The organism is Solwaraspora sp. WMMD937 (assembly GCF_029581175.1).
GTDB lineage: Bacteria > Actinomycetota > Actinomycetes > Mycobacteriales > Micromonosporaceae > Micromonospora_E.
In genome coordinates this window covers 5990175-6012544 of the sequence record NZ_CP120738.1, presented here as the reverse complement: position 1 = coordinate 6012544, position 22370 = coordinate 5990175, and the positions used below count along the sequence as shown (strand labels likewise).

At 71.5% G+C, this 22370-nt stretch carries 17 protein-coding genes; all 17 read left to right on the top strand.

The window, feature by feature from the left end:
• The first annotated feature begins 38 nt into the window (after positions 1-38).
• The 17 genes from O7621_RS26515 to O7621_RS26435 all read left to right on the top strand — a co-directional run bounded on the left by O7621_RS26515 (position 39) and on the right by O7621_RS26435 (position 22364).
• Positions 39-1118: an ABC transporter permease gene (locus O7621_RS26515; protein WP_278170603.1), complete on the top strand. Its 1080-nt coding sequence runs from the start codon at positions 39-41 to the stop codon at positions 1116-1118.
• A 106-nt stretch (positions 1119-1224) separates the two neighbouring features.
• Positions 1225-2316: a substrate-binding domain-containing protein gene (locus tag O7621_RS26510; RefSeq protein ID WP_282231735.1), complete on the top strand. Its 1092-nt coding sequence runs from the start codon at positions 1225-1227 to the stop codon at positions 2314-2316.
• A gap of 20 nt (positions 2317-2336) precedes the next feature.
• The gene (locus tag O7621_RS26505; RefSeq protein ID WP_282231734.1) at positions 2337-3557 is read left to right on the top strand and encodes a Gfo/Idh/MocA family oxidoreductase; all 1221 of its coding nucleotides are present in this window, start codon (positions 2337-2339) and stop codon (positions 3555-3557) included.
• A 293-nt stretch (positions 3558-3850) separates the two neighbouring features.
• Entirely contained in the window at positions 3851-7105 is a 3255-nt protein-coding gene (locus tag O7621_RS26500) for a ThuA domain-containing protein (protein WP_282231733.1), read from the top strand.
• Between the two features lie 361 nt (positions 7106-7466).
• The gene (locus O7621_RS26495; RefSeq protein ID WP_282231732.1) at positions 7467-8639 is read left to right on the top strand and encodes an inositol-3-phosphate synthase; all 1173 of its coding nucleotides are present in this window, start codon (positions 7467-7469) and stop codon (positions 8637-8639) included.
• A complete protein-coding gene (locus tag O7621_RS26490) occupies positions 8636-9556 on the top strand; it encodes an SCO3242 family prenyltransferase (protein WP_282231731.1) in 921 nt (306 codons plus the stop codon). The genes O7621_RS26495 and O7621_RS26490 overlap by 4 nt, the downstream gene beginning before the upstream one ends.
• Complete coding sequence (locus O7621_RS26485; RefSeq protein ID WP_282231730.1) at positions 9553-10524, top strand: sugar phosphate isomerase/epimerase family protein; 972 nt, start codon at positions 9553-9555, stop codon at positions 10522-10524. Before O7621_RS26490 ends, O7621_RS26485 begins: the two co-directional genes overlap by 4 nt.
• Positions 10521-11192 carry an EboA domain-containing protein gene (locus O7621_RS26480; protein ID WP_282231729.1) on the top strand — a complete coding sequence of 224 codons (672 nt, stop codon included), beginning with the start codon at positions 10521-10523 and terminating at the stop codon, positions 11190-11192. The genes O7621_RS26485 and O7621_RS26480 overlap by 4 nt, the downstream gene beginning before the upstream one ends.
• Complete coding sequence (locus O7621_RS26475) at positions 11193-12044, top strand: TatD family hydrolase (protein ID WP_282231728.1); 852 nt, start codon at positions 11193-11195, stop codon at positions 12042-12044.
• Entirely contained in the window at positions 12044-13228 is a 1185-nt protein-coding gene (eboE, locus tag O7621_RS26470; RefSeq protein ID WP_282231727.1) for a metabolite traffic protein EboE, read from the top strand. The genes O7621_RS26475 and eboE overlap by 1 nt, the downstream gene beginning before the upstream one ends.
• The gene (locus O7621_RS26465; protein ID WP_282231726.1) at positions 13225-14640 is read left to right on the top strand and encodes a nucleotide pyrophosphatase/phosphodiesterase family protein; all 1416 of its coding nucleotides are present in this window, start codon (positions 13225-13227) and stop codon (positions 14638-14640) included. Before eboE ends, O7621_RS26465 begins: the two co-directional genes overlap by 4 nt.
• On the top strand, positions 14637-15758 hold the full coding sequence (locus O7621_RS26460; protein ID WP_282231725.1) for a polyprenyl synthetase family protein: 1122 nt from the start codon (positions 14637-14639) through the stop codon (positions 15756-15758). The genes O7621_RS26465 and O7621_RS26460 overlap by 4 nt, the downstream gene beginning before the upstream one ends.
• Before the next feature lie 25 nt (positions 15759-15783).
• Positions 15784-17037 carry a glycosyltransferase family 4 protein gene (locus O7621_RS26455; RefSeq protein WP_282231724.1) on the top strand — a complete coding sequence of 418 codons (1254 nt, stop codon included), beginning with the start codon at positions 15784-15786 and terminating at the stop codon, positions 17035-17037.
• 225 nt (positions 17038-17262) lie between these two features.
• On the top strand, positions 17263-18753 hold the full coding sequence (locus O7621_RS26450) for an O-antigen ligase family protein (RefSeq protein WP_282231723.1): 1491 nt from the start codon (positions 17263-17265) through the stop codon (positions 18751-18753).
• Positions 18754-18764: 11 nt separating this feature from the next.
• Positions 18765-19886: a Wzz/FepE/Etk N-terminal domain-containing protein gene (locus O7621_RS26445; RefSeq protein ID WP_282231722.1), complete on the top strand. Its 1122-nt coding sequence runs from the start codon at positions 18765-18767 to the stop codon at positions 19884-19886.
• A gap of 1 nt (position 19887) precedes the next feature.
• Positions 19888-21516 carry an oligosaccharide flippase family protein gene (locus O7621_RS26440; protein WP_282231721.1) on the top strand — a complete coding sequence of 543 codons (1629 nt, stop codon included), beginning with the start codon at positions 19888-19890 and terminating at the stop codon, positions 21514-21516.
• The gene (locus O7621_RS26435) at positions 21513-22364 is read left to right on the top strand and encodes a sulfotransferase (protein ID WP_282231720.1); all 852 of its coding nucleotides are present in this window, start codon (positions 21513-21515) and stop codon (positions 22362-22364) included. The genes O7621_RS26440 and O7621_RS26435 overlap by 4 nt, the downstream gene beginning before the upstream one ends.
• Positions 22365-22370: the final 6 nt, after the last annotated feature.

Here is a 22370-nt window from a genome sequence, read left to right as displayed (position 1 = left end):
TTGGCCAGCGGCCAGCCGGTAAACGAAGGAGTAGGACTGTGACCGCGGAAGAGGCCACGGCGACCGTACCCGGTAAGGAGAAGCCGGCAGCGCCGCCGGCGCACGGCGCGGACGAACCACCCCGGCAGAGCTGGTGGCGTTCCGACGCCAGCGAGTACGCCCGACGCAACCTGTGGCTGGTCGGCGTCCTCGTCATTCTGGTCATCATCGGTGCCGCCACCCGGCCCGACCTATACAGCGACCCCACCTGGGTCCGCAACAACATCTTCACCATCTTGCAGCAGGCCTCCGCGATCGGCGTGGTCACCGTCGGCATGACATTTGTGATCATCGCCGGCGGCATCGATTTGTCGGTCGGCGCGATCATGGCGCTGGCCGGGGTATGGGCCACCACGGTAGCGACCCAGAGTTTCGGCCCCGGCGGCATGATCTTCACCGCCGTCGTGGTCGGGATGTGCGTCGGGCTGGTCAACGGAGTGCTGATCTCATACGGCCGGCTGGTGCCGTTCATCGCCACCCTGGCGATGATGGTGGCCGCGCGAGGGCTGGCCGCGCTCATCTCCGGCAAACAGACCCAGGTCTCCACCTCGTCGGTGATCAATGGAATGGCCACCCAGCGGATCCTCGGAATCCCGTTGCTGGTCGTCATCCTCGCCGCGGTGGTCGCCGCCGGCTGGGTGCTGCTCAACCGCACCACCTTCGGCCGACGCACCGTTGCGATCGGCGGCAACGCCGAAGCGGCCCGGCTCGCCGGGATCAACGTCCGGTGGCACACCCTGCTCATCTACGGCCTGTCCGGGCTGTGCTGCGGTATCGGCGCGATCATGCTGACCGCGCAGGCCAACTCGGCCCAGGCCGCCATGGCCAACCTGTACGAGCTCGACGCGATCGCTGCGGCGATCATCGGCGGCACGCTGCTCACCGGCGGCCGCGGCACCATCATCGGCGCCCTGTTCGGGGTGCTGGTCTTCTCCACCATCACCAACCTGTTCGCCATCAACGGACTCTCCACCGAATCCCAGAACATGATCAAGGGCGGGATCATCGTGGTGGCCGTTCTCATCCAGCAGTTCCGGTTCAACTCCCTCAGTCAGCTCTTCAACCGAAGAACCGCCTGAGTCCCACCTGACACACCCATCCACCGCCCGGTGGCCGTCGACTCCGACGGTCGCCAGGCCCCGCACACCCCGATAACCCCTCGCCATTGCGATCCAGGAGGTCGTCATGACCGCTTTCTCCCGTCGGACACTGTTCGGCGCCCGCGGCGCCGCCGCCGGTGACATGTCCCGCCGTCGGCTGCTCGCCGGTGGTGCCGCAGTCGGTGCCGGTGTACTGCTGAGCGCGTGCACCAGCAACGAGGCCGCCCCGACCAACACCCAGACCCAGGCCGCCAACCAGGGCAACCCCAACTCTGAGCCCGGTGAGACGGTCACCATCGGCTTCTCCGCCCCGGCGGCCGACCACGGCTGGCTCGCGGCGATCACCAACAACGCCCGGGCCCAGGCCGAGGCGTACTCGGACGTGGAGTTCCTCACGGTCGAGGCCGGTGCCGACGCCGCCGCCCAGCGGGCAGCGCTGGACACGCTGATCTCGCAGAGTCCGGACGTCATCGTGATGCTGCCGCACGACGGGGCCGAGCTCACCGCGAGTGGCCTGCAGGCCATGGAGGCCGGCATCCCGGTGGTCAACCTGGACCGGGCGTTCACCCAGGCGTTGGCCTACCGCACCCAGATCAAGGGCGACAACTACGGCATGGGTGTGTCGGCGGGCAACTACATCGCCGCTCAGATGCAGGAGAAGGGCATCGCCAACCCGGTGATCGCCGAGATCGCCGGGATCGACGCGCTGGAGTTGACCCAGGAGCGGTCCGCCGGCTTCAAGGACGCCCTCGAGGTACACGGCTTCACCGTCGCCAACCGGCGGGCGGCCGAGTTCACCGCCGACTCCGGCCAGCGCGAGGCGGCCAACCTGCTGCAGGCCCTGCCGGAAATCGACGCCATCTGGAACCACGACGACGACCAGGGCATCGGGGTACTGGCCGCGATCAGCCAGGCCAACCGGTCGGAGTTCATCATGGTCGGCGGTGCCGGTTCGCGGGCGGCGATGGAGGCGATCCAGGCCGACGACAGCGTGCTGAAGGCGACCGTCACCTACAGCCCGTCGATGGCCTCCTCGGCGATCTCGCTCGCCCGCCTGATCGCACAGGGCCGGGGCATGTCCGACCTGGTCGAGCTGCAGGTGCCCAAGGAGATCATCCTGGCCTCGGAGACCATCACCAAGGAGAACGCGAGCGAGTACCTGCCGCTCGGGTTCTGACCTTTTCGGGGAGGCTTACCTTGTCCGCTGAACACAACGAACTGCGGGTCGGCATGGTCGGCTACGCGTTCATGGGCGCCGCGCACTCGCAGGCCTGGCGTACCGTGAACCGGGTCTACGATCTGCCGGCGCGGGTCCGGATGACCGCGGTGTGCGGCCGGGACGAGTCCAAGGTGGCCGAGGCCGCCGACCAACTCGGCTGGGAGTCGTACACCACCGACTGGCGGGCGCTGATCGCCCGGGACGACATCGACGTGGTCGACATCTGTACGCCGGGTGACAGCCACGCCGAGATCGCCATCGCGGCACTCGCCGCCGGCAAGCACGTGCTGTGCGAGAAGCCACTGGCCAACACGGTGGCCGAGGCGCAGCAGATGGCCGACGCGGCTCGGGCCGCCCGGGCCGGCGGCGTCCGGTCGATGTGCGGATTCAACTACCGGCGGGTGCCGGCGGTGACGTTGATGCGTCAACTCGTCGCCGACGGCCGGATCGGAACGATCCGGCACGTGCGGGCGGTGTACCTGCAGGACTGGATCCTCGATCCGGACTTTCCGCTGGTCTGGCGGTTGCAGAAGGACAAGGCGGGTTCCGGGGCGCTGGGTGACATCGGTGCGCACATCATCGACGCCACCCAGTTCGTCACGGGCCAACGGATCGCCCGGGTGAGCGGGCTGACCGAGACGTTCGTCAAGCGGCGGCCGCTGCCAGCCGGTTCCAGCGGGCTGACCGCTTCGGCCGGCGGCGGGTCCGCAGACGACGCCGAACCGGCCACCGGCGAGGTCACCGTCGACGACGCCGCGCTGTTCATGGCCCGGCTCGACGGTGGGGCGGTGGCCAGCTACGAGGCGACCCGCTTCGCCACCGGACGCAAGAACGGGTTGCGGATCGAGATCAACGGCTCGCTCGGGTCGGTCGCGTTCGACTTCGAGCGGATGAACGAACTGGAGTTCTTCGACGCCACCCGGCCCGCGGCCGAGCAGGGCTTCACCCGCATCATCGTGACCGAACCGGAGCACCCGTACCTGTCCGCCTGGTGGCCGCCCGGCCACGGCATCGGGTACGAGCACTCCTTCACCCACCAGGCCCGTGACTTCGTCGCGGCGCTGGCGGCCGGAGACGACCCGACGCCGTCCTTCGACGACGCACTCCAGGTCCAGCAGGCGCTGGCCGCAGTGGAGGAGTCGGCCGGGCTCGGCGAATGGGTCACCGTGGACTCGGCGAAGACCACGGCACCGGCCTGAGCGACTCGACCTCGTCGAGACGCCTGGAACCGAGACTCCTCGTCCCGTGGGCGAGGGTCACCCGGCGCGGTTGCGCCCCGCGCCGGGTGATCCGCGGGTACGAGGACGGCTCGTCCGGCGTGACCGGATCGGGATTCCCCGGTCACGCCGGACGGCCAGCAGGGCGTACCAGAAGACTCTGGCGGACGTGGCACCGCGCCAGGGGTGAGGCACCAACCGTAACTGTCCGTCCACAACGGAATCAGTGCCCACGGTGAGGCGTGAGCCTCCCGAACCCCCGGAGGAACAGACTGATGAGTAGATCCGCCCGGCGATGGCTTGCCGTCGCCGCGGGTGCGGCACTCGCTGCACCCATGATCACCACCGCGCCAGCGGTCGCCCACGACGGCCACGAGCACCACGACGACTACCAGGTGCTGGTCTACACCCACAGCGAGGAGGCGGCCCAGCCGTCGACCGCCAAGGGTGTCAACGCCATCCGTACCCTCGGCAAGAACAACGGCTTCACGATCGACGTGTCCCGCAACGGGACCAGCTTCACCAGTGCGAACCTCGCCAACTACGCGGCAGTGGTGTTCATCAACAACACCGGTGACGTGCTCGACGACGCGCAGCAGGAAGCGTTCGAGGACTACATCAAGGCCGGTGGCGGGTACCTCGGCGTGCACCTCGCGGTGGACGCCGAGCCGGACTGGGCCTTCTACCGTGGTCTGGTCGGTACCACCTCGACCGGCACCACCGCCAACGGTGCTGGCGTCATCGACGTCGCTGACCGCTACCACCCGTCCACGGCGACGATGCCCCGCGAAGTAATCATCGAGGACGAGTACCTCAACTACACCGGCAACGTCCGGGGTGTGCAGCACGTGCTGGCCAGCGTCGACCCGACGTCGCTGGACGGCAGCAGCATGGGCGCCGACCACCCGATCTCCTGGTGCCAGGACTACCAGGGCGGCCGGTCCTGGTACACCGGTCTCGGCGCCTCGGCGGACACCTTCACCATCGGGGCGGTCCGCAAGCACCTGCTCGGTGGCATCGAATGGGCTGCGGGCATCGCCGAGGGTGACTGCGGCGCGACCGTCGAGTCCAACTACGAGCGCGTCGTTCTCAACGACCAGCCCGGTGAGCCGATGACCCTCGCGGTGCTGCCCGACGGCCGGGTGCTGCACAACACCCGCGCCGGTGAGATCCGTCTGTACGACCCGTCGTCGGGGGCCAGCCCGGTCATCAACAACCTGGACGTCTACCAGCACGACGAAGACGGCCTGCAGTCGGTGACCCTCGACCCCAACTTCGCCGAGAACAAGTGGGTCTATCTCTACTACGCGCCACCGCTGGACACACCGGTGGACGACCCGGCAACCCCGGGCGTCAACGAGGGCGACGCACCGGCCAACAGTGACGACCCGAGCGTCTGGGAGCCGTTCAAGGGCTACAACCTGCTCTCCCGGGTCAAGTTCGTCGAGGAGCCGACCCCGCACCTGGACATGTCGACCGAGCAGGAGATCCTCAAGGTCGACACCGACCGGGGCGCCTGCTGCCACGTGGCCGGCGAGGTCAAGTTCGACGGCCGGGGCCTGCTCTACCTCGTCACCGGCGACGACACCAACGCCAGTGGCTCGGACGGCTACACCCCGATCAACCGGTCGGCGACCCGGGGTCCGGCCTACGATGCCGCGCGCTCCTCGGCCAACACCAACGATCTGCGGGGCAAGGTGCTGCGGATCCGCGTCAAGGACGACGGTAGCTACAGCATCCCGGCCGGCAACCTGTTCCGGGAGTCGCAGGACGTCGATGACAAGACCCGTCCGGAGATCTTCCTGATGGGCCTGCGCAACCCCTTCCGGTTCGACGTCGACGACCGTGGCTTCGTCTACATCGGTGACTACTCGCCGGACTCGCGCAACCCGGACCCGCAGCGGGGCCCGGAGGGCACCGGCCGGTGGTTCGCGACCAAGACCGCAGGTAACTACGGCTGGCCGTACTGCTACTCGCCGACTCTGCCGTACATCGACTACGACTTCGAGACGGGAACCTCGGGCGAGCCGTTCAACTGCGCCGCGCCGATCAACGACTCGCCGCGCAACACCGGTCTGAGCGTGCTGCCGCCGGTCGAGCAGCCGCAGTTCTGGTACACGTTCAACGCCACCACCACCTGCCGGGACAGCTACCTGGTCGACCCGGTCGGCAGCTGTGACTTCCAGTGGCCGGTGATCGGCACCGGCGGTGTCGGTCCGATGGGTGGCCCGATCTACAAGTACGACGAATCGCTGGAGTCGGAGTACAAGCTGCCGGCGTACTACCACGACACGGTGTTCTTCGGTGAGTTCAGCCGGGACCGGATGTTCAACATGCGGACCAACGGCAGCGGCAAGTTCTTCGGTGTCGAGGCGTTCCTACCCGGCTTCACCTTCGACAACCCGATGGACATGGAGATCGGCCCGGACGGCACCCTGTACGTGCTGGACTACGGTGACGGCTTCTTCCGGGCCAACCCGGATGCCTCGCTGTACCAGATCCGGTACGTCAAGGGCACCCGCGGTCCGGTCGCCGAGCTCGACGCGAGCCCGACGTCCGGGCAGGCTCCGCTGACCGTGCAGTTCTCCAGTGAGGGTTCGTTCAGCCCCGAGGTGGGCGAGACGATCAGCATCGCCTGGGACTTCGACGGGGACGGCACCACCGACTCCACCGAGGCCAACCCGTCGTACACCTACACCAGCAACGGCGTGTACTACGCCCAGCTGACGGTGAGCGACTCGACGGGCAAGCAGGCGACGCTCAGCCGCACCATCACGGTCGGCAACACCGCTCCGACGGTGGAGGTCACCGCACCCGTGTCCGGTTCCTTCTTCAACTGGGGCGACACGGTGCCGTACGCGGTGACCGTCACCGACCCCGAGGACGGCACCATCGACTGTGACCGGGTGGAGGTCTCCTTCGTACTCGGCCACGACGAGCACGGTCACCCGCAGACCAGCACCACCGGCTGCACCGGTACCCTGCCGACCCCGGCCGACGGTGCCGACCACGCTGGTAGCTACCTGTTCGGCGGCATCAGCGCCCGCTACACCGACCTGGGCGGCGGCGGCCAGCCGGCGCTGACCACGGTCGGCCAGGCCACCATCCAGGTCTACCAGCAGCAGGCCGAGTACGCCCAGATCAAGCAGGGCGTCGAGACCTCCAACACCACCGACACCGGCGGCGGCCTGCACGTGTCCAGCATCGACGGCGACGACTACATCGCCTTCGATCCGATCAACCTTGACGGGATCGAGTCGCTGACCCTGCGGCACAGCCGAGGCTCCTCGTCGACCGTGGGTGACCCTCGGGCGGTCGTCGAGGTGCGGGTCGACGCGCCGGACGGACCGTTGGTGGCCAGCACCACGCTGAACGCCACCTCCGGCTCGCGTGACTGGACCAGCCACGACGTCGCGATCGACCACCCGGCCGGGACGCACCAGCTCTACCTGGTGTTCCGGACGGTGGACGGTGGTCCCGACAGCAACCTGGTCTACCTCAACTGGGTGCAGTTCAACCCGGCGAGCTGACCGGTCCGTGGGCCGGTGGCCGGTCGGCCACCGGCCCACGGGCGACGACCCGGTAACCGCCGGGGACGGGCGCACCACCCGTCCCCGGCCGGGAACCGACGAGCAGTACCGCGGCCGGCGCGAGCCGGCCGGGGACAACTTGATGCGGGGGAGGCAGGGCCGAACGCCGAACGTCCCTGCCTGCCACAGCCCCGTCCGTCCGGTCGACCGGGCCCAACGACGGCGTCGTTGACGCCGACCTCGGCGCCGTCGACGGTGGTGCCACCCTGGGGCGCCCGGACGGACGGGGCCTTGCCAGACCGGCAAGGCGACAACCGGCAGCAGTACGACCACCGCCAGCGGCGGGCGTTTGGAGGCACGAATGCGTACCGGAGTCTGGCTGATCGGGGCGCGTGGCTCGGTCGCGGTCACCAGCATCGTCGGCGCGCTTGCCGTGCGCGCCGGCCTGGCCGACACCACCGGCTGCGTCACCGAACTACCGCCGCTGCGCGGCCCGGCCCTGCCCAGCTTCGCCGACCTCGTTTTCGGCGGACACGACATCGCCGCGACGCCGCTGGTGAAGAAGGCCGACGCGTTGGCCAGTGCCGGTGTGGTTCCGGGGCGGCTGGTCGCCGCGTTGCACACCGAGCTGACCGGCCTGGAACCGCAGCTGCGTCCGCTCCCGACCGGGACCACCCAGGCCGAGACCGCAGCGGCGATCGCGGCGGACCTGGTCGCTTTCCGCCGCCGGCACGACCTCGACCAGGTGGTGGTGGTCAACGTCTCGACCACCGAACCGGCGCCGCAGCCGCACCCGGCGCACCACGACCTCGCCGCCCTCGCAGCCGCGCTCACCGAGGCGCCCAGCGGCGCGCCGGTGCTGCCGCCGAGCGCGTTGGTGGCGTACGCCGCGCTCGGCGCCGGCTGCGGTTACGTCGACTTCACCCCGTCGGTGGGGGCCCGGTTGCCGGCCCTCGACGAGCTCGCCCGACAGCGGGGGGCACCGTACGCCGGGCACGACGGCAAGACCGGCGAGACCCTGGTGAAAGCGGTGCTGGCCCCCATGTTCGCGCTGCGTAACCTGCAGGTGCGCAGCTGGTCCGGCAGCAACCTGCTGGGTGGCGGCGACGGGGCCAACCTGGCCGAGCCGGCGGCCAACGCGGCCAAAGCGGCCAGCAAACAGCGGGTGCTCGGTGAGATCCTCGGTTACCAGCCGCAGGGGCACACCCGGATCGAGTACGTCGACGACATCGGCGACTTCAAGACCGCCTGGGATCTGATCACCTTTTCCGGCTTCCTCGGTACCGGGATGCGGATGGAGTTCACCTGGCACGGGTGCGACTCGGCACTGGCTGCCCCGTTGGTGCTGGACCTGGCCCGACTGACCGCCGCCGCCGCCCGCGCCGGTCGCTCCGGGCCGCTGCCGGAGCTGGCGTTCTTCTTCAAGGACCCGATCGGGTCGGGCCCGCACGCCCTCGGCGACCAGTGGCGCGCCCTGGTCGAGTTCGCCGCGTACCTGCACGGTCAGACGGCCGAGCCGGGCGGTGTCGCATGACACCGCCACGGCTGTCGGATCTGGCCGAGCTGGTCCGGGCACCGGCAGCGCTGTCCGTACCAGGTGACGTGGTCGCCGGGGCAGCTGCCGCCGGCGGGCTCGGCCCGCGTACCGCCGGGCTGGCCGGCGCGTCGGTCTGCCTCTACTGGGCCGGGATGGCCGCCAACGACTGGGCCGACCGGGAGCTCGACGCGGTAGAGCGGCCACAGCGACCCATCCCGTCCGGCCGGGTCACACCTGGTGCCGCGCTCGCTGTCGCCGCCGGGCTCACCACCGCCGGTCTGGCGCTCACCGCCGTCAGCGGCGGCCGCCGGGCGCTCGCCGTCGGCGTGCCGCTGACCGCCGCCATCTGGGCGTACGACCTGTGGGCCAAGAACACCCCGGCCGGCCCGGCGGTGATGGCCGCCTGCCGAGGGCTCGACGTCCTGCTCGGCTCGGCCGGCACCGGTCGGACCCGGGCCGCGCTGCCTGCCGCGCTGGCCGTCGCCGCGCACACCTACACCGTGACCGAACTGTCCCGCAGCGAGGTCAGCGGTGCCGATCCCAGGCTGCCGGCGGCCACCTTGGCCGGGACCGCCGCCATCGCACTGGCCAGCGTCGCGCCGGCGGCCGGTCGGGCCATGTCGGTCCGCCAGGCCACCTCCGGCCGCTGGTGGCGGGCCGGGGTCACCGCCGGACTCGCCGGCTGGTACGCCGCCCGATACGGTGCCGCGCAGACTGCGGTCGCCCGCGACCCCCGGCCCCACCAGGTACGCGCGGCGGTCGGCGCCGGCATCGTCGGTCTGCCCGCCCTGCAGGGCGCGCTCACCGCCCGGGCGGCGGCGACCGGCACCGGCCTGGCCACCGCCGTTGGGCTCGCCGTCTCCGCCGCCGCGCCGATCGGTCGGCGGCTGGCCCGCAAGGTGTCCCCGACATGAACGCCGACCCGGCCGGCGAGCGGGAACCGGCAACCGGCGGGCCCCGCCCGGACGCGGCGGCCGGGCTGCGGTTCGGGTACGGGACCAACGGCTTCGCCAACCATCGGCTCGGTGACGCGCTGGCGTTGCTCGCCGACCTCGGCTACCAGGGTGTCGCGCTCACCCTCGACCACGACCACCTCGACCCGTACGCCGCCGGTCTGCCCCGCAAGGTGGCCCGGGTCGCCGACCAGTTGCGGGACCTCGACCTCGCGGTCGTGGTCGAGACCGGCGCGCGGTACCTGCTCGACCCGTGGCACAAACACGCCCCGACCCTGCTGCACGACACCGCGTCCCGTCGGGTCGACTTCCTGCGCCGGGCGGTGGCGATCGGCGCCGACCTGGGCGCGGAGGCGGTCTCCTTCTGGTCGGGGGTGCGCCCGGCCGACGTCGACGACGCCACCGCCTGGGACCGGCTGGTCGCCGGCTGCGCGACGGTCGTCGAGACGGCCGACGCGGCCGACGTCACCCTCGGCTTCGAGCCCGAGCCCGGGATGCTGGTGGCCGACATCGCCGGCTGGCGGCGGCTGCGCGACGCGCTGGGCCGCCCGGACCGGTTCGGCATCACCCTCGATATCGGACACTGCCGGTGCCTGGAGCCGGTGCCGGTGCCGCAGTGCGTGACCGACGTGGCCGCGCACCTGGTCAACGTCCAGATCGACGATATGCGCCGAGGCGTGCACGAGCACCTCGAATTCGGCACCGGGGAGATCGACTTCCCGCCGGTGCTGGCCGCCCTCGACGCCGCCGGCTACCGGGGCCTGGTCGCCGTCGAGCTGCCCCGGCATTCACATGCCGCCCCGGCGGTCGCCGCCCGGTCCATCGAGTTCCTTCGGTCAGCCGAACTCCAGGCTCACTCGGGACCGGCCGGTACGGCATCAGCCGGAACGGATTCGGCCCGTACCGCCGCTGAAGGAGGCCAGCCGTGAACCGACCCGCCCAACCCGACGACGACCCTGCCGACGTCGCCGGCCGACTCGCCGACGCGCTGTCCGGCGTACCCGATCCGGACTGGCTCGCGCAGGCGCGGAACCGGATCGTCACCGACCCGGCCGGCCTGCCGATGCTGTTCGCCAGCGCAGGCCGCCGCTGCGGCCGGGCCGAGCTGGCTGCCGTACCGGGATGGTCGGCCGACGAGGCCGCCCGGGTGCTGCTCCTCGTCGACCTGGCCACCGTCACGACTGAAGCGGAGCTGGCCGCCGCGGTCGCCGACTGCTACCACCACGGCGACGCCGCGGAGCGTCGGGCGGTGCTCAAGGCGCTGCCGCTGCTGCCGGTCGGTGACCGGGCGGTGCCGCTGCTCGACGACGCGATCCGGACCAACGACACCCGGTTGCTGGCCGCCGCGCTCGGCCGCTACGCCTGCCACCTCGACCAGCCGGCGTGGCGTCAGGCGGTGCTCAAGTGCGTCTTCACCGGCGTACCGCTGGCTGCCGTGCACGACCTCGACGCCCGCGCCGACGCCGAACTGCTGATCATGCTCGCTGGGCTGCACGACGAGCGGGTCGCCGCCGGCCGGACCCTGCCGGACGACGCGCTCGCCCTGCTGCGGCGGCTGCGCACCGCAGCAGACACCACCACCCGACAGGAGGGGTGAATGCGCATCTTCGACCCGCACATCCACATGACCTCACGGACCACCGACGACTACCAGGCGATGGCCGACGCCGGGGTCCGGGCCCTGGTCGAACCGGCTTTCTGGCTCGGCCAGCCGCGCACCAACGTCGGCTCGTTCGTCGACTACTTCGACTCACTGCTCGGCTGGGAGCCGTTCCGGGCCAGCCAGTTCGGCATCCGGCACCACGCCACGATCGCGCTGAACCCGAAGGAGGCCAACGACCCCCGCTGCGCCGGTGTGCTCGATGTACTGCCCCGCTACCTGGTCAAGGACGGGGTGGTGGCGGTCGGCGAGATCGGCTACGACTCGATGACCCCGGCCGAGGACGAGGCGTTCGCCGCCCAACTGGCGTTGGCCCGCGCGCACGAGTTGCCGGCCCTGGTGCACACCCCGCACCGGGACAAGGCCCGGGGCACCGAACGGACTCTGGCGGTGGTCGCCGAGTCCGGCATCGACGCCGGCCGGGTGGTGGTCGATCACCTCAACGAGGTGACAGTCGGGCTGGTCAAGGAGTCCGGCTGCTGGATGGGCTTCTCCATCTACCCGGAAACCAAGATGTCGCCGCCGCGGATGGTGGAAATCCTCAAGGAGTACGGCCCAGAGCGGATCCTGGTCAACTCGGCCGCCGACTGGGGTCGGTCCGATCCGTTGCTGACTCGGACCACCGGCGAGGCGATGCTGGCCGCCGGATTCAGCACCGACGACGTCGACCGCGTGCTGTGGCGTAACCCGGTGGAGTTCTACGGCCAGTCCGGCCGGCTCGACCTGAGCGACGTCGCCACCACCGCACCGACCTTCGAAGGCAGCTCGATTATGCGGGGCGGTGGCTGATGCGCCTGCACGACCGGCGGCGTCGCACCGTCCACCTCAGCTACTGCACCAACGTGCACCCGGCCGAGGACCTCGACGGAGTGCTCGACCAGCTCGACACGTACGCGGTGCCGGTGCGCGACCGGCTCGCCGCCGACCCACTCGGCCTGGGTCTGTGGCTGGCCGCGCCGGCCGCCGCCGCGCTCGCCGCCGACCCGGCCGCCCGTCGCCGGCTGCGCACCGCGCTTACCGACCGTGGCCTGGAAGTGGTCACCCTCAACGGGTTCCCGTACGAGGCGTTCCAGGCACCGGTGGTCAAACACGCCGTGTACCACCCGGACTGGGCCGACCCGCGCCGGCTCGACTACACCCTGGCGCTGGCCCGGATCCTCGCCGACCTGCTGCCCGACGACGCCGAGCGCGGCTCGATCTCCACGTTGCCGCTGGCCTGGCGGGAGCCGTGGGACACCGAGCGGGCCGACGCCTGCGCCCGGCTGCTGGACCGGCTGGCCGTCGGCCTGGCCGAGGTCGAACGGGACACCGGCCGCACCGTCCGGGTCGGCTTCGAACCTGAACCGGGCTGCGTCGTGGAGACCACCGCCCAGGCCGCCGAACAGCTGGCCCGGGTGGACACCGACCGGCTCGGCGTCTGCGTCGACCTGGCCCATCTCGCCTGTGCCTGGGAGGATCCGGTCGCCGCGGTCGGTCGGCTGCGGTCCGCCGGGCTACCGGTGGTCAAGGTCCAGGTGTCGGCCGCGTTGGAGGTCACCGACCCGGTGCGGGACCGGTCCGCGATCGCCGGGTACGTCGAACCTCGGTTCCTGCACCAGACCCGGTCCGGGGTTGCCGGGGCGACCGACGATCTCGATGCCGCGCTCGACGCCGGGCTGCCCGGCCCGTGGCGGGTGCACTACCACGTGCCACTGCACGCCGCGCCGGTCGCGCCGCTGGCCTCGACGATGCCGCAGCTGCGGGCCGGTCTCGCCGCGATCCTCGACGGCGACGGCTGCGACCACTTCGACGTGGAGACCTACACCTGGGGGGTGCTGCCGGCCGGACAACGTCCCACCGGGCCCGACCAGCTCGCCGCCGGGATCGCCGCCGAGCTGGCCCAGGCCCGCGACGAACTGGTCGGGCTCGGCATGAGCGCCCGCACCCGTGCCACCGCCACCCGTACCGCCGCCGGATCGGAGGCCGCCGCATGAATCCGTTGCTGGTGCTCGACGTGGTCGGCCTGACCCCCCGGCTGCTGCGCCACATGCCCCGGTTGGCGGCGGTCGCCGACACCGGCTTCCAGGCCGAGCTCGGCACCGTGCTGCCGGCGGTCACCTGCTCGGTGCAGTCCACCTTCCTGACCGGCGAGCCGCCGTCCGGCCACGGCATCGTCGGTAACGGCTGGTACTTCCGCGAGCTCGGCGAGGTGTTCCTCTGGCGGCAGCACAACGCCCTGGTCGGCGGGGAGAAACTGTGGCAGGCCGCGCGCCGGGTCCGCCCCGACTACACGGTGGCGAACATCTGCTGGTGGTACGCCATGGGCGCGGACGTCAACTGGACGGTCACCCCCCGGCCGATCTACCACGCCGACGGGCGCAAGGATCCGGACTGCTACACCGATCCGCCACAGCTGCACGACGAGCTGACCGGTCGGCTCGGCACGTTCCCGCTGTTCAACTACTGGGGGCCGGGCGCCGGGCTGGTGTCGTCGGAGTGGATCGCGAAGGCGACCCGGCAGATCATGGCCGACCATTCGCCGGATCTGACCCTGGCGTACCTGCCGCATCTCGACTACGACCTGCAACGCTACGGCGGCGGCGGGCCGCACGCGCAGCGGGCGGCGGCCGAACTCGACGCGGCGCTGGCTCCGCTGCTGGACGCGGCGGCGGCGCGCGGCGCGACCGTGGTGGCGCTGTCCGAGTACGGCATCACCGACGTGTCGCAGCCGGTGCACGTCAACCGGCTGCTGCGCGCCGAAGGGCTGCTGCGGGTCTACACCCAGGCGGGGATGGAGTACCTCGACCCGTGGACGTCGCGGGCGTTCGCCGTCGCCGACCATCAGGTCGCCCACGTCTACGTCCGGGATCCGGCCGACGTCGCGACGGTGGCCAAGCTCTGTGCCGGCCTGCCCGGCGTGGCGCAGGTCCTCGACGCCGACGGGAAGGCTGCCGCCGGCCTGGACCATCCGCGCTCCGGTGAGCTGGTGCTGGTGGCCGAGCCGCAGGCCTGGTTCACCTACTACTACTGGCGCGACGACACCGCTGCGCCGGACTTCGCCCGGTTGGTAGAGATTCACCGGAAGCCCGGATACGACCCGGCGGAGTTGTTGTTCGACCCGGCCAATCCGGGTGCCGCCAAGGCGCGCGCGGCGATCGCCCTGGCCCGCAAGAAGATCGGCCTGCGGTACACGATGAACGTGGTCGGGCTGGACGCCGGTGCCCGGGCGGTACGCGGATCGCACGGCCGGCTGCCGGACGACCCCGCCGACGGTCCGGTGCTGCTCTGCTCGGACCCGGCGCCGGCCCGGGACCGGTTCGCCGCCACCGAGGTCAAGTCGCTGCTGCTGGAACTGGCCGGGCTCGACGCCGATGCACCGGCACCGGCGCCCGAGGTGTCCCGGTGACCGTGGCGCCGCCCCGCCCCGGTGACCGCCCGGGTCCGGACGCTCCGGCCGGTGCCGGTGCCGGTGCCGGTGGGGTGGGCCGGTCGCTGCGGGAACGGTGCGACGCTGAACTGACGGCGTTCCTTGACCGGCAGGATCCGCACTGGCCGGACGGGGCGCCGCGCGGGGTGTACGACACACTGCGCCGGTTCGTGCTGGTCGGCGGCAAGCGGCTGCGTCCGGTCTTCTGCTACTGGGGGTGGCGCGGTGCCGGGGGAGCGGACTGCCGGGAGATCGTCGCGGCCGCCGCCGCGCTGGAGATCTTCCACGCGTTCGCGCTGATCCATGACGACATCATGGACGGAAGCGACCGTCGCCGGGGCGAGCCGTCGGTGCACCGGATCTTCGCCGACCTGCACACCCGTTCGTCCTGGCGGGGCGACTCCGGCCGGTACGGGCGCAACGCGGCGCTGCTCTGCGGAGATCTATGCGCCGCCTGGGCGGACCAGATGTTCCACGAGTGCGGGCTCGACGCCGAGCAGATCCGGCGCGGCTACGCGGTCTTCGCCGGGATGCGCACCGAGGTGATCGCCGGGCAGTACCTGGACCTGGTGTCCGGCGTCGGCGACGGTTCGGTGGCCAGTGCGCTGACGGTAATCCGGATGAAAGCCGCCAGATACACGGTTACCCGACCATTGCAGATCGGTGCCGCCCTTGCCGGGGCCGGGCCCGAACTGCTGGACGCGTACGCTGCCTTCGGTGATCCACTGGGCGACGCGTTCCAGCTCCGCGACGACGTGCTCGGAGTGTTCGGCGACCCGGCGGTCACCGGCAAGTCGGTGCTCGACGATCTGCGAGAGGGCAAGTCGACGGTGATGATGGCGCAGGCCCGCAACCTGGCGGACCGCAGCCAGGCCGCCCGGTTGCGAGAGTTGTTCGGCAATCCGGAGCTGGACCCGACCGGGGCCGACGAACTGCGCAGCATCATCGTCGACACGGGAGCTCTCGAGGCGATCGAGCAGATGATCCGGATTCGTACCCAGGAAGCGGTGACCATTCTCGTCGATGCGTCGTTGACCCTCGAGACGCGCACGGAACTGACCGCCCTGGCTGAATCGGTGGCCGAGCGGCAGAGCTGACCCGCAGGACCCCCAAGGAGGCATCGTGGCCGTACCCCATCAGGTGACCGGTGGTTCGCACCCTGTCGACCAGCATGGTGTCGAACCGGGAACGGAGCACCGGCGGCTGCGGATAGCCATGATCGGCCAGAAGGGGATGCCGGCGACGTACGGCGGGATCGAGCGTCACGTCGAGGAACTGGCCAGCCGGCTGGCAGCTCGGGGACACGACGTGACCGTGTACTGTCGGCCCAGCTACGGGTCGGTGCCGATGGACCGGTACCGCGGCGTACGGCTGCGCCAGGTGCGAACCGTGGCCAGCAAACACCTCGACGCCATCGTGCACTCCACCACCTCGACCCTGGCCGCCATGCGTGACCGGCCGGACATCGTCCATTACCACGGTCTCGGTCCCGGTCTGGTCGCGCCGCTGCCTCGCTACCTGGCCCGCAGCAAGGTGGTGCTCACCGTGCACGGCCTCGACCAGCAGCGGGCCAAGTGGAGCCGGCTCGCCCAGACGGTGCTCGGCACCGCCCACTGGCTCAGCGGGTACGTGCCCGACGCCCGGGTCGCCGTCTCCCGCGGCCTGGCCAACCACTACCAGACCAGGTTCGGCAGTTCGGCCAGCTACATCCCGAACGGAGTCGGTATCCCACGCCAGGTCCCGGCCCGACAGATCGGCCCCCGCTTCAACCTCACCCCCGGCCGGTACCTGCTGATGGTCGGCCGTCTCGTGCCGGAGAAATCGGCGGATCTGCTGGTCCGCGCATTCCGCCAGGTCGACACCGACCTGCGGCTGGCCATCGTCGGCGGATCGTCGTTCAGCGACGACTTCGTGGCCCGGGTACGCGCCGAGGCCGTCGACGACCCCCGAGTAGTCTTCACCGGCTTCGCGTACGGCGATCTGCTGGCCGAGCTCTACTCGAACGCCGCCGGTTTCGTCCAGCCGTCCCGGCTGGAAGGGCTGCCGCTGACCCTGCTGGAAGCGGCCTCCTACGGACTGCCGGTGGTGGCCAGTGACATCACCCCGCACGTCGAGGTGCTCGCCACCGACGGCCCCGGTCACCGGATCTTCCGTGATGGTGACGCCGACGATCTGGTCCGCGCGCTGCGCCAGGTGGCCGCCGATCCGGACGCAGAGCGCACTGGAGCAAAAGCTTTACGTGACCGGGTCGGTGCCGAGTACACCTGGGACGCGGCCACCGCCGAGCTGGAAGCGCTGTACCTGAGTTTGCTGCCGGCCCGCAAGCCACAGCTGATCCGGCCCCGCCGCCGGCCCCGCAGCGAACCGGACGGCTGATGGCCGGCCCCGGCGTGTCGGCCCATACTGCCTCGTTGCGGATCCAGCTAGATTAGGCCGGCCCACCGGCGAACGGCGGTGGGCCGGGCCGGCCCGCCGGCACGGCAGATCGACCTCCGTCCGCCCCGACCCGGGGTCGGCGGCGGTCCGGATATGCGGCGCGGCTCGACCCGACAACGGGCGAAGCGGGACAACTGGCGAAGCGGGACAGCGGATCGGCGTGCGGTGACCAGACGACAGCGGGAACCCCGGCCAGCGGGCCGGCTGCTCAGCGTGCTCGCTGCGGTCGCCGCCGCGGCCGTCGCCGTCGCCGCCGGCCTGGCACTCGCCGCCGGTGACCGGCGCGGCGTGGTGCTGCCGATCGCCCTCGTCGCCGGAGCCGCCGTCGGGGTGCTGGCCATCACCCGGTTCTCCGGGTACGTGATTCTGATGCTCGCCGTGCGTCCGCTGCTGGACGTGGTCAAGCTGAGCGGACCGACCGCCGGCCGGGCGGACACCGACCAGGCGTCCCGGCTGAGCGACCCGTCGACCATGGTCGCGGTGCTCTTCCTGCTCGCCGCCGGGCTCTGGCTCGCCGCCCAGCTGCGCCGCAGCGGCCGATTGCGCGGCACCCCGCTGGGCTTCGCGATGCTGCTGGTCGGCGCGACCGCGCTGGTCAGCGCGCTCGGCGCGAACCGGCCGACGCCGAGCCTGCTCGAGGCGATGCGGATCCTGACCGTGGTGGTCATGTTCGTGGTACTCGAACAACTGATGCCCGACCGGGCGGCGGTTCGGCGGATCCTGATCGCCTGCTACGGCTCGCTGGCCCTGGCGCTGCTCTACACCGTGCTGGTCAGCGCCTTCGGGCAGGTGCCGTCCGAGGTCAAAGGCCAGTTCATCAGGGTCAGCGGCCCGTTCAGCCAGTCGACCACCTTCGGCCGGTACCTGATGTTCATGATCGTCTTCGGGTTCGCGATCTACCGGTTCCTGGCCCGGCGCGCCCAGTTGGTCCTCGCCGTACTGCTCGGGCTTTCCCTGGTTTTTCTGATGCTGACCAACACCCGTTCGGCGATCCTCGGCGCGGCGCTCGGGCTGATCGTCGTCGCGGTGCTGCACCGCAGCGGGCGGATGCTCGCCACCCTGCTGGTCGTCGCGGTCGCCGGAGTCAGCCTGCTGCCCTCGGTCGGGGACCGGTTCGCCCAGCTAGCCGAGGACCGGCCCACCGGCGGCGGGCCGACCGGCAACACCCTGCAGTGGCGGGTCGACTACTGGGCGGAGATCGTCACCCTGGCCAATCGCAATCCGGTCACCGGGATCGGGCCGAACATGACCCAGCACGAGACCTCAGAGGCGAAGAAGCCGCACAACGACCTGCTGCGGGCGTACGTGGAGACCGGTCTGGCCGGGCTGCTGGCCTACCTGGCGATGCTGGTGCTGCTGCTGTACACCGCCCGTACGGCGTTGCGCCGCGCCCCGCCGGACAGCCTGGAACGCGGCGTCGCGGTCGGCTTCGCCGGCTGCGCGGTGGTGTTCATCGCGGTCAGCCTCGGCTCCAACGTCATCTCCAACGTGGTGACGCTGTGGTACTTCGTCGCGTTCGCCGCTGCGGCCAGCGCCATCGCCCACGGCCGGACGACCAGCGCGATCATCAACGGCCGAGTCGCGGACGCCATCACCCAACGCCGGGCCGGCACCGGGTCGGTGACCACCCCGGCACCACTATTTCGGTACGAGTAGGAGCCCATAGCGTGGAGATCGTCGACTACCTGCGCATCGCGCGCCGGCGGCTGTGGCTGCTGGTCGGTGTGCCGGTGCTGGCCGCCGGTGCGGCCGCGACCCTGGTGCTGATCGCCCCGCAGCAGTACACCGCGACCGCGTACGTGGCGGCACCGGCGCTGGTCGGCGGGGCTGCCGCCCAGCAGTACACCGGCAACCAGGCGGCCAACCAGTTCGCCGCCGCGTTCAGCGCCGCCGCCACCTCGCCCCGGGTCGTGGACGAGGTGACCGCCGAGACCGGCGTCGCCGCCAACCGGCTGCGGTCCGGGCTGGTGGTCAGCCAGGTCGGGGCGAGCAGCCAGATGGAGATCACCTTCGCGTCGGCGGACCGGTCGATGGTCCGCCCGGTGCTCGCCGCCACCGCCGAACGGGCCCTCGCCTTCCTCTTCTCCTCCCAGGTCGCGATCGCCACCGAGCAGGTCACCGCAGCCAGCACCGACGTCGACGAGGCGACCGCCGCGATCACCGCCTGGGAGGACGAGAACGAGGTCACCCAGCCGGACAAGATCTACCAGGCGACGCTGAACGAGCTGGCCAGCCTGCGCCAGCAGCGACTGCAGATGCAGGCGGTCGGCAACGGCCGGGGCGTCGACGCCGCCACCGAGGCGATCGAGGCCGGTCAGCGCAGACTCGACACCATCGGTCCGAAACTGCCCGACTACGAAGCGCTGCTCGCCCAGCGGGACGCCGCGACCAGCGCGCTCTCCTCGGCCCGGCAGGGCCTGCAGGCCGCCCGGGCGCAGGCCCAAGCGGCCGATCCGACCGAGGTGACCAGCGTCGGCGCGGTCCGGGCCGTCTCCCGCACCAGGAGCCTGGTCAACACCACCGTGCCGGTCGCCGGCGCCGGGCTGCTGCTCGCCGTGGTCCTCGTCGCCATGCTGGAACTGCTCGCCCGCAACCGGGCCGGTGAGCCGCCGGCGTCGCCCAGCGGCGACCCCACCCCGCCCTCCGGGCCCGGTCCGACCGGCGGCGACGAGACCCGGGAGATCCCGGCCGCCCGGGTCGGCCGGGCCACCCCGGTCGGGCAGGTGTCCCGTACCGCCGGTCGGGTCTACGGCGCGGGCGGCTCGCTCGAACCGCACCCGGGGCGGTGACGTGACGGCCGAGCCGCCCCCGGCCTCCGCCGCCGGCACCCCGTCGGGCCCTGACTCCGGCGACCAGCACATCCGCGGCATGGCCCGCGGCGGCGGACTCAACCTGGTCGGGGCGATCCTCAACCAGGGCGCGGTCTTCCTGGTCATGCTGCTGCTGGCCCGGTTCCTCGGGATCAGCGAAGTCGGCCAGTACGCCCAGTGCTACGCCGTACTGGCCCTGCTCAGCCTGCTGTCGCTGTCCGGGTTCCGGGCCGGGCTGACCCGGTTCGTCGCCGTACACCTCGCCGACGACGACCCGGCCGCGATCCGTGGCACCATCCGGCTCGGCCTGGCCATCTCCGCCGGCTCGGCGACCGCGATCGCGGTCGCGCTGGCCGTGGCCGCCCCCGCGTTGGCCGCCGCGCTGCACGACCCCGGCCTGGTCACCGGGCTGCGCCTGGTGGCGTTGACCCTGCCTGCGCTGACCGTCTGCGAGGCGGCGCTCGCCGCCACCCGGGGCTGGCGCACCCAGCGGCCGTTCACCCTGATCGGGCAGATCTACGAACCGGGTACCCGGCTCCTACTGACCGCGCTGGCCCTGATCCTCGGCGCCGGCGTCACCGGCAGCTACTGGGCGCTGGTCATCGCCGGCTGGTCGGCCGCGTTGCTGGCCCTCGGCGCGCTGGCCCGGCTGATGCGCCGGGTCGCGCCGGGCCCGGTCGTCTACCGGCCCCGGCAACTGTTCAGCTTCTCCACGGTCAGCTGGGTGTCGTCGCTGTCGTCGACCGGCCTGATCTGGGTCGACACCCTGATGCTCGGCTTCTTCGCCAACGACGAGATCGGTGTCTACAACGTCGCCACCCGGCTGGTCACCGTGGCGATCTTCGTGCTGGCCCCGATCAACGCCGCGTTCGGGCCGTACCTGGCGTACCTGCACCACCAGGGGCGGGCCGACGAGGTACGGCGAATCTACGGCGCCGCCACCGGCTGGGTGGTGCGGCTGTCGCTGCCGGCGTTCGTGGCGCTGCTGGTCTTCCCGGAGAGTCTGCTGACGGTCTTCGGCGGCGGGTTCGCCGCCGGCGCTGCGGTCACCCTGGTCCTCGCGGTCGGGCAGTTGGTCAACGCGGCCACCGGGCCGTGCGGCACGGTGTTGAACATGTCCGGCCGGGTGGCGATCAACATGTACGACAACATCGCCGCGCTGCTGCTGAACATCCTGCTCAACCTGTGGCTGATCCCGGCGTACGGGATCATCGGCGCGGCGGTCGCCTGGGCGATCTCCCTGGCGGTGGTCAACGTCGCCCGGGTGCTGCAGGTGCGGGCCCTGATCCACGCGGTGCCGGTGACCGTTGGCATGCTCAAAGGGCTCGCCGCCGGGCTGGTCGCGCTGGCCGCCGGGCTGGTGGTCCGGCTGCTGCTGCCCGGCTGGCCGGAGCAGTTGCTGGTCGGGCTGCCGGTGGTGGTGACCGTCTACGTGGGCGTGGTGCTGGCGTTCGGGCTGAGCCGGGAGGATGTCATGGTGCTGCGTACCCTGCGCCGGGGCGGCCGGCGTGGTGCCGGTCGTGGGGGTGCCGACGCTGGATCGGGCGGCGTGGCCGGCCAGGACCGGCCCGGTGCACCGGTGGCGAACCTGGAGGAGGCGGCACGATGACCGGCAACCGGGGGACTACCGACCGGCTGCGCCGTACGGTACGCGGGGCGCGGGCCTGGGCGCGCACGATGGTGCCCGGCCAGCTGGGTGCCCTGCCGGACTTCCTGATCATCGGTGGACAACGTTGCGGCACCACCTCGTTGCACCACTATCTCGCTGCCCATCCGCAGGTGCGCCCGGCCACCGGCAAGGAACTGCAGTATTTCAGCATCCACCACGGACGCGGGGAACGCTGGTATCAGGCGCACTTCCCGGCCCGCCCGGCCGGGGTCCGCAGCTTCGAGGCCAGTCCGTACTACCTGTTTCACCCGAGCGTGCCGGCCCGGGTCGCCACCGACCTGCCGCAGGCCCGCTGCATCGCCCTGCTACGCGACCCGGTCGAGCGGGCCTACTCGCACTACCTGCACACCCGCTCGTACGGCGCCGAACCACTGTCGTTCGCCGACGCGGTCGCCGCCGAGGAGCGGCGGCTGGCCGACGCGCTGCGCGACGGGCCGGGCAGTCCGGCCGCGCACACCGCGCTGCGCAACCACTCGTACCTGGCCCGGGGCCGTTACGCCGAGCAGTTGCAACGCTGGTACGCCGTCCTACCGGCGGATCGGCTGCTGGTGCTGCGCAGCGAGGACATGTACGTCGACCCGGCCGGCGTCTACGACCGGGTGCTGCGCTTCCTTGACCTGGATCCGTTCACCCCGGCGGGGTTCGCCCAGCACACCCGGCGCACCGACCAGGGGCCGGGGGAGCTGACCGACGAACTGCGCGCCCAGCTCGGCAGCTACTTCGCCCCGCACAACGCCGACCTCGCCGACCTGCTCGGCTGGCCGCACACCTGGTCGCCCCGGAGTTGACAGGAC